The 11,985-nt window shown below is 68.1% G+C and carries 16 protein-coding genes; 8 read left to right on the forward strand and 8 right to left on the reverse strand.

The annotated features are described in order from the left end of the window. Positions 1-513: 513 nt before the first annotated feature. The 3 genes from AC069H_RS13415 to AC069H_RS13425 all read right to left on the reverse strand — a co-directional run bounded on the left by AC069H_RS13415 (position 514) and on the right by AC069H_RS13425 (position 2,148). Positions 514-1,302, reverse strand: a complete 789-nt coding sequence (locus AC069H_RS13415; protein WP_478230086.1) for a SigB/SigF/SigG family RNA polymerase sigma factor — start codon at positions 1,300-1,302, stop codon at positions 514-516. Beyond that, a complete protein-coding gene (locus tag AC069H_RS13420; protein WP_478230087.1) occupies positions 1,299-1,751 on the reverse strand; it encodes an ATP-binding protein in 453 nt (150 codons plus the stop codon). Before AC069H_RS13420 ends, AC069H_RS13415 begins: the two co-directional genes overlap by 4 nt. 64 nt (positions 1,752-1,815) lie before the next feature. Then, positions 1,816-2,148 (reverse strand): plasmid stabilization protein, encoded by a 333-nt coding sequence (locus tag AC069H_RS13425; RefSeq protein ID WP_125674595.1) that lies wholly within the window; start codon positions 2,146-2,148, stop codon positions 1,816-1,818. Between the two features lie 111 nt (positions 2,149-2,259). On the opposite strand from AC069H_RS13425, the gene AC069H_RS13430 reads away from it, so the two are divergent. Both AC069H_RS13430 and AC069H_RS13435 read left to right on the forward strand, forming a co-directional pair. Continuing rightward, positions 2,260-3,222, forward strand: coding sequence for a TIGR03557 family F420-dependent LLM class oxidoreductase (locus tag AC069H_RS13430; RefSeq protein WP_478232421.1), 963 nt, complete (start codon positions 2,260-2,262; stop codon positions 3,220-3,222). Positions 3,223-3,306: 84 nt separating this feature from the next. Beyond that, positions 3,307-3,498, forward strand: coding sequence for a hypothetical protein (locus AC069H_RS13435; RefSeq protein ID WP_478230090.1), 192 nt, complete (start codon positions 3,307-3,309; stop codon positions 3,496-3,498). 1 nt (position 3,499) lies between these two features. On the opposite strand, the gene AC069H_RS13440 is transcribed toward AC069H_RS13435, so the two are convergent. Beyond that, on the reverse strand, positions 3,500-4,120 hold the full coding sequence (locus AC069H_RS13440; RefSeq protein ID WP_478230114.1) for a UdgX family uracil-DNA binding protein: 621 nt from the start codon (positions 4,118-4,120) through the stop codon (positions 3,500-3,502). A 70-nt stretch (positions 4,121-4,190) separates the two neighbouring features. Here AC069H_RS13440 and AC069H_RS13445 point away from each other — a divergent pair, with 70 nt between their 5' ends. Beyond that, positions 4,191-5,504, forward strand: coding sequence for a cytochrome P450 (locus tag AC069H_RS13445; protein WP_478232422.1), 1,314 nt, complete (start codon positions 4,191-4,193; stop codon positions 5,502-5,504). Here the strand turns inward: AC069H_RS13445 and AC069H_RS13450 are convergent. Genes AC069H_RS13450 through AC069H_RS13460 form a run of 3 tightly spaced genes read right to left on the reverse strand, consistent with a single transcriptional unit; the run spans position 5,501 to position 6,936 of the window. Next, positions 5,501-5,713: a helix-turn-helix domain-containing protein gene (locus tag AC069H_RS13450; protein ID WP_478230092.1), complete on the reverse strand. Its 213-nt coding sequence runs from the start codon at positions 5,711-5,713 to the stop codon at positions 5,501-5,503. The genes AC069H_RS13445 and AC069H_RS13450 overlap by 4 nt on opposite strands. Then, complete coding sequence (locus AC069H_RS13455) at positions 5,713-6,192, reverse strand: DUF2975 domain-containing protein (RefSeq protein ID WP_478230093.1); 480 nt, start codon at positions 6,190-6,192, stop codon at positions 5,713-5,715. Before AC069H_RS13455 ends, AC069H_RS13450 begins: the two co-directional genes overlap by 1 nt. 21 nt (positions 6,193-6,213) lie before the next feature. After that, positions 6,214-6,936: a GNAT family N-acetyltransferase gene (locus AC069H_RS13460; protein WP_478232423.1), complete on the reverse strand. Its 723-nt coding sequence runs from the start codon at positions 6,934-6,936 to the stop codon at positions 6,214-6,216. 124 nt (positions 6,937-7,060) lie between these two features. Between AC069H_RS13460 and AC069H_RS13465 the strand changes: the two genes are divergently transcribed. Beyond that, positions 7,061-7,468: a VOC family protein gene (locus AC069H_RS13465; RefSeq protein WP_478232424.1), complete on the forward strand. Its 408-nt coding sequence runs from the start codon at positions 7,061-7,063 to the stop codon at positions 7,466-7,468. A gap of 250 nt (positions 7,469-7,718) precedes the next feature. Here the strand turns inward: AC069H_RS13465 and AC069H_RS13470 are convergent, their stop codons facing one another. Next, complete coding sequence (locus AC069H_RS13470) at positions 7,719-7,913, reverse strand: dihydrofolate reductase family protein (RefSeq protein ID WP_478232425.1); 195 nt, start codon at positions 7,911-7,913, stop codon at positions 7,719-7,721. Between the two features lie 445 nt (positions 7,914-8,358). Here AC069H_RS13470 and AC069H_RS13475 point away from each other — a divergent pair, with 445 nt between their 5' ends. The 4 genes from AC069H_RS13475 to AC069H_RS13490 all read left to right on the forward strand — a co-directional run bounded on the left by AC069H_RS13475 (position 8,359) and on the right by AC069H_RS13490 (position 11,985). Further along, positions 8,359-8,844: a winged helix-turn-helix transcriptional regulator gene (locus AC069H_RS13475; RefSeq protein ID WP_478230097.1), complete on the forward strand. Its 486-nt coding sequence runs from the start codon at positions 8,359-8,361 to the stop codon at positions 8,842-8,844. 104 nt (positions 8,845-8,948) lie between these two features. After that, positions 8,949-10,205, forward strand: coding sequence for an ATP-grasp domain-containing protein (locus tag AC069H_RS13480; protein ID WP_478232426.1), 1,257 nt, complete (start codon positions 8,949-8,951; stop codon positions 10,203-10,205). Between the two features lie 59 nt (positions 10,206-10,264). Then, on the forward strand, positions 10,265-11,578 hold the full coding sequence (locus AC069H_RS13485; protein ID WP_478232427.1) for a lysine N(6)-hydroxylase/L-ornithine N(5)-oxygenase family protein: 1,314 nt from the start codon (positions 10,265-10,267) through the stop codon (positions 11,576-11,578). Between the two features lie 23 nt (positions 11,579-11,601). Further along, complete coding sequence (locus tag AC069H_RS13490) at positions 11,602-11,985, forward strand: cupin domain-containing protein (protein ID WP_478232428.1); 384 nt, start codon at positions 11,602-11,604, stop codon at positions 11,983-11,985.

Consider the following 11,985-nt stretch of genomic DNA (forward strand, 5'->3'; position numbering starts at 1 on the left):
GTTTTTGCGGGGGGGTGGGGGGGGGGGTGGGGGGGGTGTGTTTTTTCCCCCCCCACCCAAACCCCCCCCCCACGACCCCCTCGTGAAATCGCCGGCCAGGGCAACCGAGCGCGTGACCTGCGGCAACCCTCGCCGCTTACGATCAAGACCCTCATTCAAGATCAACTTAAGCTATGTGGCATTGGGTCCTAACCCTCTTTATCACTCACGACCTCGGCCAAAACCTTACAGATAAGCATCAAAACGGACATTCACCTGTCTTCTGGCGTCCTTTGTGGACATCGTTCGTTCAGGTCCTCTGTCATCTGTCCCGTTCGGAGTCCGGTTCGAATCACCAAGTGCGACACCGGCCGCCGGGACCTGGCGCTGGACGCAGCGAAGGGGCCTTCACGTACTTTCCGGTCCTGTGTCTGGAGGCGGATCACGTGTGCGTCCAGGCGGATCACGCGTGCTTCGGGACGGATGAGAGAGTTCCGCCTTCGATCACGCGTGTTCCGCCTGGAGAGGCCGGTGTTACTCGGAGAGCTTCCCGCGCAGCTGGTCCAGCGTCTGCGACAGGAGCCGTGAAACGTGCATCTGTGAGATGCCGATCCGTTCCGCGATCTGCGTCTGGGTATAGCCCCCGAAGAAGCGCATCACGAGGATCGCGCGTTCCCGCTTGGGGAGCTCCCGCAGCAGCGGTTGCAGCGCCTCGTGGTTTTCCACCAGCGCCATCTCGTGGTCTTCCTCGCCGATCGTGTCGGCGAGCGAGAGGGCCTCGGTGGCGTTGTCGTGGACCGGTTTGTCGACCGACAACGTCTGGTACGCCTGGCCGGCGAGCAGTCCTTCCCGCACGTCGTTGACCTCGAGCCCGAGGTATTCGGCGAGTTCGGTGGGAGTCGGCGCGCGGCCGAGACGCTGGGACAACGCGGCCGTGCCCTGGCTGAGCGAGACGTGGAGCTCCTTGAGCCGCCTCGGCACCCGGACCGACCAGCCGGTGTCCCGGAAATGCCGCCGGACCTCGCCCATGATCGTGGGCACGGCGAACGAGAGGAAGTCGTGCCCACGGCCGGGGTCGAACCGGTCGACCGCGTTGATCAGGCCGATCCGCGCCACCTGGACCAGGTCTTCGCGAGGCTCGCCGCGGCCGGAGAACCTGGTGGCGATGTGCTCGGCGAGCGGCAGCAGTTCGGTGACGAGGTGGGCACGCAGCTCCCGGCGGCGCCGGGAATCCTCCGGCAGGGAGGTCATCTCCTCGAAGAGCGGTTCGCAATGGGCGTAGTCGTCCGCCTGCCGGGTGAGTGTCTTGCGCTCGCCACTCACCCGTCGCTCGTTCCCGGGGCCAGGACGAGGTCGATCGTCGTCGTGCCCCCTGTTTCGCCGGGAATCGGTTCGCACCGCGCCCGCACCGAGTGGGTCAACGTCGTCAAGACGTGCCAGCCGAAAGTCGTCTCGCTCGGCAGGTAGGGCCTGTTCGTCCGGGTCGAGATCGAGACGGCGATTCCTTCCGGTATCTCGTGAAAGACACAACAAAGAACGGCTCCCAGTTCAGCGGGCTGGACAAGTTGGGAACAGGCTTCGTCGACGGCCATCTTCGCGTCTGAAATGGCGTCCAAGCCGAAGTCCGCACGGGCCACCACACCATGGGTGAGCGTGCGGACGAGAGGGATCTGCTCCGCCTCGGCGGGAAGGCGGAGTTCGACCCGGTCGGACAGACCGTCCGATCCGGATCGGGTCTGGGGGGTGAGGCCGCCCCGTCCGTGTGCATCCATTACGAAACCCATCCGTCCGTGGCCGTGGGGTGACCGCGGCGGTGCTCCGCCGCGTGACGCGTGATCAACGGCCCAGGGCTCGCTGAAGCTCCTTTTTGGACATCTTCGACCTGCCCTCGACGTTGCGCTGTTTCGCTTCGTTGTAGAGCTGGTCCTTGGTCGGGCCGTTCGGCCCCAACCGGTTCCCGGAGCGCTTGCCACCCCGCCGCTGAGGTGACATGTCCTGGAGGGACGTGCGGCTGGCCTCGCGTGACTCGCCTGCCTGCGCACGGTTCTTGTTGACGGTGCGGGCGGCGATCTCCTCGGCCCGGTCGGTGCTCGCGCCCCGATCCTTCGCCGAGTCCTTGATGTGTTCGTACTGACGTTCTCGTTTGTCGCTCCAAGCCTGCTGCGGCATCGCGGCTCCTTCCTTCCCCGGGTCAGGTACCCCGTTCGATTCGCCGGATAAACGTCCGGTTGATCCGGGGGACGGGCGGGTACGCGGGGAGCGGACGCGAAGGAGGCTTCTATGCGCATCGGCTACACCCTTATGACCGAACAGGCCGGACCGAAGGACCTGGTGGGATACGCCGCCGGAGCGGAGAAGGCGGGGTTCGACTTCGAGGTCATGAGCGACCACTTTTCGCCCTGGCTGGACGAGCAGGGGCATTCGCCGTACGCGTGGAGCGTGCTGGGAGCGGTCACCCAGAGCACCGAACGGGTCGAACTGATGACCTTCGTGACGTGTCCGACCATGCGCTATCACCCGGCGGTGGTGGCGCAGAAGGCGGCGACCGTCCAGGCGTTGTCGGACGGCAGGTTCACCCTGGGCCTCGGCGCGGGTGAGAACCTCAACGAACACGTCGTCGGACGCGGCTGGCCACCGGCGAACGTCCGGCACGAAATGCTCGCCGAAGCGGTCCAGATCATCGGCGGGCTGTTCGACGGCGGCTACTTCAACTACAAGGGTGACCACTTCCGGGTGGACTCCGCGAAACTGTGGGACCTGCCGGAGCAGCGTGTCCCGATCGGGGTCGCGGTGTCCGGGCCGCAGTCGGTGACCCGGTTCGCGCCGATCGCCGACGCGATGATCGCGGTGGAGCCCGACGGGTCGCTGTGCCGCGAGTGGGACGCGACCGAACTCGGCACGCCAAGCAGGAAGATCGCCCAGCTGCCGGTGTCCTGGGGCGAGGATCGCGACGCCGCGATCCGGCGGGCGCATGAGCAGTTCCGCTGGTTCGGTGGTGGCTGGAAAGTCAACGCCGAACTGCCGGGGCCCGCGGGGTTCGCCGGGGCCACCCAGTACGTCAAACCGGAGGACGTCGCCGAGGCGATCCCGTGCGGGCCCGACGTCGACCGGATCGTGAAGCAGGCCGGCGAGTTCGAGGCGGCAGGGTTCACCGACCTCGCCCTGATCCAGATCGGCGGTGACCAGCAGGAAGGCTTCCTCCGCTTCGCTGAGGACACGCTGCTCCCGGCGTTGCGGAGCTGATTCACCCCCGAACGGGGTCACCCGTGTTCAAACCCGCGGACCGCGGGTACCAGACCGACACATCCTTCAGCCAAGGGGGAACAGATGAACAACGAACTCGGACTTCATCCCGTACCGGACCTGCTGCCGGAAGGCCAGGAGACGCCGGAGCAGGAGGCGATCCGTCGTAAGGCGGCGCTCGCCGTGGCTTCGCGGGCGACGAGCGCCGAAGACTGCGCGACCCTGCTGGACATGCTCGGCCTGCACGACGGCGGCCGCAGCTCCGAAGTGGCGTGATTCAGCGGTCGCCGCGCGCCGCCACGAGATCCGCGACGAAGGCCCGGTAGGCCTCGTCGCGATCCGGCGCGCGCAGCACCGCGGACGGGTGCACCGTGGCGACCGCGGTGGTGGCGAACTCGGCGAGGTCGATCCGCTCGCCGCGGCTCCGGGTGATGCGGAAGTCATCGCCGAGGAGCGCCTTCGCCGCAGTCGCGCCGAGGAAGATCAGCAGTTCCGGACGTACCGCCGCCAGTTCGGCGTGCAGCCACGGACGGCAGGCGACGATCTCGGTCTTGGACGGTGTCTTGTGGATCCGCCGTTTGCCGCGTTCGTCCCGCTTGAACTTGAAATGTTTGACCGCGTTGGTGACGTAGATCTTCCGGCGGTCGAAACCCGCTTCGTCGAGGGCTCGGTCGAGCAGCCTTCCGGCGGGCCCGACGAACGGGGCACCCTGCCGATCCTCCTGATCACCGGGTTGTTCGCCGACGACCATGATCTCCGCCGTGCGGGAGCCTTCACCGAAGACGGTCTGGGTGGCGTCGCGGTAGAGATCGCAGCCGCGGCAGCCGGACGCCGCCGAACGGAGCCTGTCCAGATCCGCGGTCTCGGGTGGATCCGCGCCGGGTGCCTTGGTCGCCATGGCGGCCGGATTCCCCGCCCGGACGTGGGACAAACCGGTTATGCGCACGCCGCGGCGGGTAGCCCCGGGTATGGCGACTTCGACCGAACCGGCCACCGCTTCCGTCCAGGACACCGTGCGCGTCGCGCTGCGGGTCGTCCTGCCCACGCTCGCCGGCGGGGTGATCAAACGGCGGCCGCTGGGGATGGCCGCGGCGCAGAAACTCCAGTTCGACCGCGCTGCCGTGCGGCTGCTGGGGCGGCTCCGGTCCCACTACGGTCCTGGCCCGCTGCGGCTGCGGGTGCCCGGTCGCACGATCGACCTGGCGCTGTCGGGGGAGGACGTCGGCGAGGTGCTCGCCGCCGCGCCGGTCCCGTTCAGCCCGTCGACCGAGGAGAAGCGGGCGGCGCTGGGACATTTCCAGCCGCACGGCGTGCTGATCTCGGACGCGACGGAGCGCGCGCCGCGCCGCCGGTTCAACGAGGACGTCCTCGAACCGGGGAAGCCGCTGCACGACCTCGCCGCGCCCTTCGCCGCGGCGATCGCCGAGGAGGCGGCGTCACTCTGGGACGGCGGCACGCTGGACTGGGACACCTTCAACGTGGCCTGGTGGCGGATGGTCCGCCGGGTCACGCTCGGCGAGTCCGCGGCGGGCGACGACGGCCTCACCGACGCGCTCGCCCGCCTGCGAAAGGACGCGAACTGGGCGTACGCGCACCCTCGGCGAGACCGGCTCCACGATCAGTTCCGCACCCGGCTCATCGGCCATCTGGAACGGGCGGAACCGGGCAGCCTCGCCGAAGCCATCGCGTCGGCGGGTCCGTCGGGCGAGCGGACGATGGACGTCGTCGCCGACCAGGTCGCCCATTGGCTCTTCGCGTTCGACGCCGCCGGGATCGTCACCTTCCGCGCGCTCGCGTTGCTGGCCACCCACCCCTGCGCACGGGAACGTGCCGACGAAGAGGTCGCGGCCGCCGACCTGACCGCGCCCGGCCACTTCGCGTACCTGCGTGCCTGCGCCCTCGAATCGGTCCGGCTGTGGCCGACCACGCCCGCGCTGCTGCGCGAGAGCACGGCCGAGACCGCCTGGGGCCCCGCGGGGACCACGGTTCTGATCTTCACCCCGTTCTTCCACCGCGACCCCGAATCCCTGCCCTACGCCGACCGGTTCGAACCCGGGATCTGGCTGGACGGCAGTGCGGCGGCCAATCCGGCGCTCGTCCCGTTCAGCGCCGGACCGGCCATCTGCCCCGGCCGGGATCTCGTGCTGTTCTGCGCGAGCACGATGCTGGCGCATTTGATCAAGGACCGGCGCTTCGAACTGGTCTCCGGTGCCGTCCTCGGGCCGGAGCGGCCGCTGCCCGCGACGCTCGACAACTTCCACCTGAAGTTCTCGACGGTCTAGTGCTCCTCTTCGACCCATTCGAGCAGGTCGCCGGGCTGGCATTCGAGCACCCGGCACATCGCTTCGAGGGTGCTGAACCGGACGGCCTTGGCGCGGCCGTTCTTCAGCACCGCCACGTTCGCCGGGGTGAGCCCGACGAGTTCGGCGAATTCGCCGACACTCATCTTGCGCTTGGCCAGCTCGACGTCGATACGGACGACGATCGGCATCAGATCACCTGTTCCAGGTCGGACCGCAGGGTGGTGGCTTGCCGCAGCAGCGTGCGCATCACGACGATGAGCAGGCCCAGCACGGCGACGCCGATCAACGCGAGGAACAACAGCAGCGGCAGGCCCGGGTCTTCGGCGTTGAAGCCGACGTAGAGGAACACGCCCGCCAGCACCACCCAACCGGCGAGGATGGCCCAGACGATGGCGTCCACCCATCTCAGGGAAGCTTCGGTGAAGATCCGGTCCTTCTTGACCAGCGTGAGCAGGTGCCAGGTGGCGACGACCACGACCTGGACGCACAGCACCCAGAAGACGGAGACCGCCGTCGCGGGCCAGCGCAGGTACGCCATTTCGGGGTCCTGCCGTGCCATGTGCGCGAACTGCCCCGGCAGGGACATGGTCTGGAAGAGGACGAGGACCCCGAACAGCAGCACGAGGAACACTCGGAGGGGCGCGACCGCCCGTTGCCCTGTGATCATGCATCGAGTTTCACGCGTTATCTATCGAAAGGCAATCGTTAGCTCTCGGTTTTCGATGCTGCTGGGTGGGCTGAAGACGCCCTTCGCCGCATCTGATGCGGCGAAGGGCCCTTCGGGCTGGTTCGGGGCGCGGCGGTCGGGACGCGCCCTGGGAGGGGTTGCGAAAATGGCTTTCGCGACACGTCCGGACGGTGTCGGGCGCGACGAGTTCGAACCCCGCGGCGGCGAACAGCCCGATGGTCCCGACGTGTGCCGCGGACGAGTTGATCCGCCCTCGCCGGGATCGACGGGATAGCCCTCGATGACGGGTGCGCCGTGCGCCCGGGCGTAGGAGACCGCGCCGTCCAGCAGCGCGTGCGCCACGCCCTTGCGGCGATGGCCGGACCGGGCGACGAAACAGACGACCGTCCACGCCGGAACGTCGTCGATCGGCGGCATCGTGCGGGAACGCGTCATGCGGTGCAGGTGCGCGCGCGGCCCGACGCCACACCAGCCGACCGGGGTGGTGCCGTCGTAGGCGAGCACACCGGGCGCGGGATCCGCCGCGCACAGGCCTCGGACGTGCTCGGCGCGTTCGTCTCCGCGCAACCGGCTGTAGTCCGCGGATTTCGCGCGGTAGGCGAGACACCGGCAGGCGCGGTCGTTCCCCTTCGGATTGAGGATCGTCGCGCCGTCGCCGAACCGGGGCGGATCCGGAATGCGGGCATACGTGGACCCTAAAGTGGCACTCGGGAAATTGCTCACCGCATTCGGTGAACGGGGTTGAATTTTCGTTGTGCGAAGGAATTCATCCGGCCGTAGTCCAGCTGTTGTCGCACCGGGAGGGGTCTGCCAGGATGCTCGTGACCCGACCAGAAGGAGCGTTCCAGTGGCTTCCCGTCTCAATCCCTACCTCAGCTTCGCCGGCGACGCCCGGCAGGCCATGGAGTTCTACAAGTCGGTGTTCGGCGGAGAACTGACGCTGAATACGTTCGGTGAGTCCGGTATGGCCGGAACGCCGGCGGAGGATCAGATCATGCACAGCCGGCTCGATTCCCCGAGCGGCTACACGATCATGGCGTCGGACACGCCGCCGGGAATGGAGCACAATCCGGGCACCAACGTGTCGATCAGCCTCAGTGGCGACGACGGCGAGGAATTGCGCGGATACTGGGAGAAGCTCTCCGCCGACGGCACCGTTTCGGTTCCTCTCGAAAAGCAGATGTGGGGCGACGAATTCGGTGCCTGCGTCGACAGGTTCGGCATCTCGTGGATGGTGAACATCATTCTGCCCTAGGGACTTCCAGCCCTGCTCGCGTCGGTGGTCACGAGGTCGGCGCCGATGCCGGCGGTTTCGTGTGCTTGACCGGACGACACGCGTGACCCGGTGGACGCCACGCGCGTGGCCAGGGTGCCGCCGCGAGTCGTCCATCCCATCACGCGTGTCGTCCGGCCAGCCACGCGAAACCGCCATCCGCGCACCGGCAGTACGTACCTGAGACCCGGTCGTTCTGCCGACCGGAATCACCCACGACCGGGGCGCGCGATCAGGCAGGCCGGAACCGGACGTCGAGCACGCCTCGCGGGTCTTCCCGGCCGAGTCCGCGGAGGTGGATCGGTGCCCCACCGGGGTTGTCGTACAGCCGGATGCCGTCGCCGAGCAGGACCGGCGCGATGTGCAGGTCGATCTCGTCGATCAACCCGAGCGCGAGCAACTGGCGGCCGATGTCCGGCGAGAACACCTCGAGTGTTCTTCCCGTTCGCCGCCTCCAGCCCGATCCGGACGGCTTCGTCCGCGCCGCAGTTCAGGAACGTCACCCCGTCCGTGGGCGTGGCGTCTTCGGGGTGGTGGGTCAAGACGAACAGCGGCCCTTTCCAGGCGCCGCCGTAGATACCGCTCGGGTCGGGGTAGGCGTCCCAGCCATCACGGCCGCCGAGCACGGCGCCGGTGGTCGTGGCGTATTCGTCGATCAGGTCCGGCCGGGAAGTGACGCCGGTCATCCAGTCCATGCCGTGGCCAGGGCCCGCGACGAAGCCGTCGAGGGACATCGTGAAGTGCCACAGCACTTTCCCGTCCGCGGTCTGTGGTTCGAGCATGCCGGCCCCTAGTGCTTGCGTTCTGCAATCGGCCGGTTCACGATAAAGTGAGCGATGGTAGAGTGCAACCACTTCTTGTGGAGGTAGGGGATGGCGGAACCCGCCCGTTCCGGCTGCCCGATCAACGCCGCGGTCGAGGCGTTCGGCGACAGCTGGAGCCTTCTCGTGCTGAGGGACATCATGTTCGGCACCCGGCGTTACTTCCGGGAGCTGCTCGCCGGATCCGAAGAGGGGATCGCGTCCAACATCCTCGCGGACCGGTTGAAGCGGCTGGTCAAGGCCGGTCTGCTGACCCGCGAAGACGCCGGGCCCGGCAAACGGGCCGCGTACAGCCTGACCGAGGCGTCGATCCAGCTGGTGCCCGTGTTCGCGCACCTCGGGGCCTGGGGTATCGAGCATCGTCCGACGACGGAGCGCCTGCGGGTGCGGGCCGAACTGCTCGCCGCGGGCGGGCCGGAACTGTGGTCGGAGTTCATGGCCGAACTTCGGGTCGTCCACCTTGGCGAGCCGGCGCCGGAGAAGGACGGCCCCGGCGTGCTGCAGCGCCTCGCCGCCGCGTACGAAGCGGCCGTCTAAAGCCACGCCCTCGTTGATTGTTCTTCCCGAATCAAGGGTTCCGGTCAACCCGCCCCCGAGATGTAGTAGCCCGCGACGGAGCGACGGGCTGGTGGGGAGAGGGAATGAGCTCAGCGGAGGGTGTTGTCCTGGTGATCGGCTGCGGGATGCGGCCGTACCGGGAGTACCTGTTGGCGTCGGCCGGGCATCGGCATCCCTTGTGGCTGTTCACCGGGACCGAGCCGACGTGGCAGGAGCGCTACATCACCGGCGCCACGGTGCTGGACACGCAGGACCAGGACGCCGTGCTGGCCGCGGCCCGTGCGCTCCACGCCGCGACGCCGGTGCTCGGCGTGGTGTCCTGGGACGAGGCGCTGATCGTCGCGGCGGCGCATGTCGCGGACGAACTCGGGGTGCCGGGTGCCGGGATCTCCGCGATCGAAGGCTGCCGTGACAAGTGGTTCAGCCGCCGGACGCTCACCGCGGCCGGCGTCGCGCAGCCCGATTTCGGGTTCGTGCACGACGACGACCAAGCCGTCCGCGTGGCCGAACGGATCGGGTACCCGGTCGTCGTCAAGCCACGCGGGGGCGGGGCCAGCATCGGCGTCAGCCTCGCGGAAGACGCCTCCGCGGTGCGGAAGGCGTTCCGGACCGCGGAGGACGCCAGCTTCGGCGGCTCTCCCGCCTACAAGGGCGGGGCGCTGGTCGAGGAGTACCTGAGCGGCCCGGAGATCAGCGTGGACGGCGCCGTCGTGGACGGCGAGTACACGCCGATGTTCGTGGCACACAAGACGGTCGGCATGCACCCGTACTTCGAGGAACTCGGCCACCTGGTCAGCTCCGCGGACGCACTGCTCGCCGACCCGGCACTGCGCTCGACGCTGGCCCGCGCGCACAGCGCGATCGACTTCCGGTACGGCATCACGCATACCGAACTCAAGCTCACCGGACGCGGACCGGTGATCGTGGAGATCAACGGCAGGCTCGGCGGAGACCTGATCCCGTTGCTCGCCAAGTTCGCGACCGGGGTCGACCCGGGCGCGGCCGCGGTCGACGTCGCGCTCGGCATGCGTCCCCATATCCCGCACGAGGCCGAGCCCCGGTGGGTCGGCGTGCGGTTCGGCTACCCGAAACAGGACTGTGTCGTCGAGTCCGTGTCCGTACCGGATACCTTGCGGAACAACGGAATCCTCGCCGCCGACGTGCTCGTCGAGCCAGGTGCGCGCATGCGGCTGCCGCCGGCGGAGTTCATCTCGCGGCACGCGTACGTGATCTGCGCGGGCGCCGACCCCGAAGACTGCGAAGCGGTGCTGGACAAGGCCATGGCCCAGGTCCGGCTGACCGCGCATCCCCTGTTGCCCTCGGTGGCCGCCGGCGCCTGACCGCGCACCGGCACCGCAGCACACCTTCCCAGCACTCACAACGATGGCGGAGCAAACAAATGGCGAACCGTGATGTCGAGCTGCTCGCAGTCGGAGCAGGACCGTCCAACCTGGCGCTCGCAGTGGCACTGGAAGAGCTCGCGCCCGGACTGGCCCGCGAATCGGTCCTGCTCGAACGGGACGAAGAGGTCTCCTGGCAGCGGGGCATGCTCCTGCCGGAGGCGCTGTCGCAGGTCTCGTTCCTGAAGGACCTGGTGACCTTGCGCAACCCGCGCAGCCGCTTCTCGTTCCTGAACTACCTGCACGCCACGAACCGGCTCAACGAATTCGTGAACATGGGCAGTTTCGTCCCGTACCGGGTCGAGCTCGCCGACTATCTCAAGTGGACGGCGGACTCGCTTTCCCTGGTGGACCTGCAACGCGGCCGGGAATGCCGCGAGATCACCCCCGTGTGGACGGACGGCACACTCACCGGCTGGGACACGCGTGTCGCCGACGGCGAGGTCATCCGCAGCCGGTACCTGGTGGTCGGCGCCGGACGGGACGCGCGGATCCCCGACCTGTTCCGGACGGTGAACCAGGGTCGCGTCATCCACAGCACGCAGTACCTGCCGAGAATCGCGAAGCTGCGTAAGGACCTTCCGTACCGCGTCGCGGTGATCGGGGCCGGGCAGAGCGCGGCGGAACTGTTCAGCTCGGTGCAGGCCGACCTGCCCGAATGCAAGCCGACGATGGTGATGCGTTCGATCGGCCTGAACTACTACGAGAGCAGCAAGTTCAACAACGAGCTGTTCTTCCCGTCCCATGTGGACAAGTTCTTCGAGGCGCGACCGGAAGCACGCGAGCAGATGCTCAAGGAGATGCACCACACGAACTACTCCGGGCTGGCGCCGGGCACGATGGACGCGCTCTACCGCTCCGTCTACCTGGACCGTCTTTCCGGCCGGTCCCGGCTCAAGATGATCACGATGAACGACATCACCGACGCCCGTGACGAGGGCGACGAGATCATGCTGGAGCTGACCGACCGGCGCACCGGCGAGATCCAGGAACTGCGCACCGATCTCGTGCTGCTCGGCACCGGTTTCTCCCCGGAGATGCCGAGGATGGTCCAGGAGATCGCGAAGTCGATCGGCCTGTCGGAGATCAAGGTGACCCGCGACTACCGGCTGGAGATCGACCAGCCCGCCACCGCGGCCGTGTACCTCCAGGGTGTCAACGAGGCCACGCACGGCATCGCGGACTCGCTGCTGAGCGTCCTCGCCCCGCGGGCCAACGACATTCTGCAGGACATCCTCGCCCACCGTGGCGAAAACCCTTCGGTGCCACCGCAGCCGACTTCGGAAACCGCCCCCATCGTCGCCACCCGCTGACCCACGAGAAGAAAGAGAAAGTCATGGAGATCCGTCCGCTTGAGCGGGAAAAGATGGTCTTCGAGAACGGCGCCTACGGCCAGCGGCTCCTGCCGTGGGCGGCACTGAACGCGCCGTTCGAAGGCGCCTGGGTGACGGTGCCGGCGCACGGCGCGACGGGTGCGCATTCCCACCACGAGTACGAGATCTTCATCGCCGTCAACGGCGAAGCGGTCGTCGAGGCCGGGGGAGAGCGCCGAGCCTTCAAACCCGGCGACATCGAGTTCCACCGGCCCGGCACCGAGCACCGCATCCTCAACGACGGTGCGGAGGACTTCGAGATGTACGCGATCTGGTGGGACTCGGACATGACGGCGAAGTTCGCCGCCCGGCACGCAGCGCAGGCGTCCGACCAGGCAGGGGCATAG

The organism is Amycolatopsis sp. NPDC043887 (assembly GCF_056435665.1).

What these genes read in the sequence shown, in the direction of transcription:
- AC069H_RS13480 (WP_478232426.1), top strand. Translation starts at nt 8,949, where the DNA reads ATGAGCTCAGCGGAGGGTGTTGTCCTGGTGATCGGCTGCGGGATGCGG.
- AC069H_RS13475 (WP_478230097.1), top strand. Translation starts at nt 8,359, where the DNA reads ATGGCGGAACCCGCCCGTTCCGGCTGCCCGATCAACGCCGCGGTCGAG.
- AC069H_RS13450 (WP_478230092.1), bottom strand. Translation starts at nt 5,713, where the DNA reads ATGCCGATCGTCGTCCGTATCGACGTCGAGCTGGCCAAGCGCAAGATG.
- AC069H_RS13420 (WP_478230087.1), bottom strand. Translation starts at nt 1,751, where the DNA reads ATGGATGCACACGGACGGGGCGGCCTCACCCCCCAGACCCGATCCGGA.
- AC069H_RS13425 (WP_125674595.1), bottom strand. Translation starts at nt 2,148, where the DNA reads ATGCCGCAGCAGGCTTGGAGCGACAAACGAGAACGTCAGTACGAACAC.
- AC069H_RS13440 (WP_478230114.1), bottom strand. Translation starts at nt 4,120, where the DNA reads ATGGCGACCAAGGCACCCGGCGCGGATCCACCCGAGACCGCGGATCTG.
- AC069H_RS13445 (WP_478232422.1), top strand. Translation starts at nt 4,191, where the DNA reads ATGGCGACTTCGACCGAACCGGCCACCGCTTCCGTCCAGGACACCGTG.
- AC069H_RS13435 (WP_478230090.1), top strand. Translation starts at nt 3,307, where the DNA reads ATGAACAACGAACTCGGACTTCATCCCGTACCGGACCTGCTGCCGGAA.
- AC069H_RS13430 (WP_478232421.1), top strand. Translation starts at nt 2,260, where the DNA reads ATGCGCATCGGCTACACCCTTATGACCGAACAGGCCGGACCGAAGGAC.
- AC069H_RS13490 (WP_478232428.1), top strand. Translation starts at nt 11,602, where the DNA reads ATGGAGATCCGTCCGCTTGAGCGGGAAAAGATGGTCTTCGAGAACGGC.
- AC069H_RS13455 (WP_478230093.1), bottom strand. Translation starts at nt 6,192, where the DNA reads ATGATCACAGGGCAACGGGCGGTCGCGCCCCTCCGAGTGTTCCTCGTG.
- AC069H_RS13485 (WP_478232427.1), top strand. Translation starts at nt 10,265, where the DNA reads ATGGCGAACCGTGATGTCGAGCTGCTCGCAGTCGGAGCAGGACCGTCC.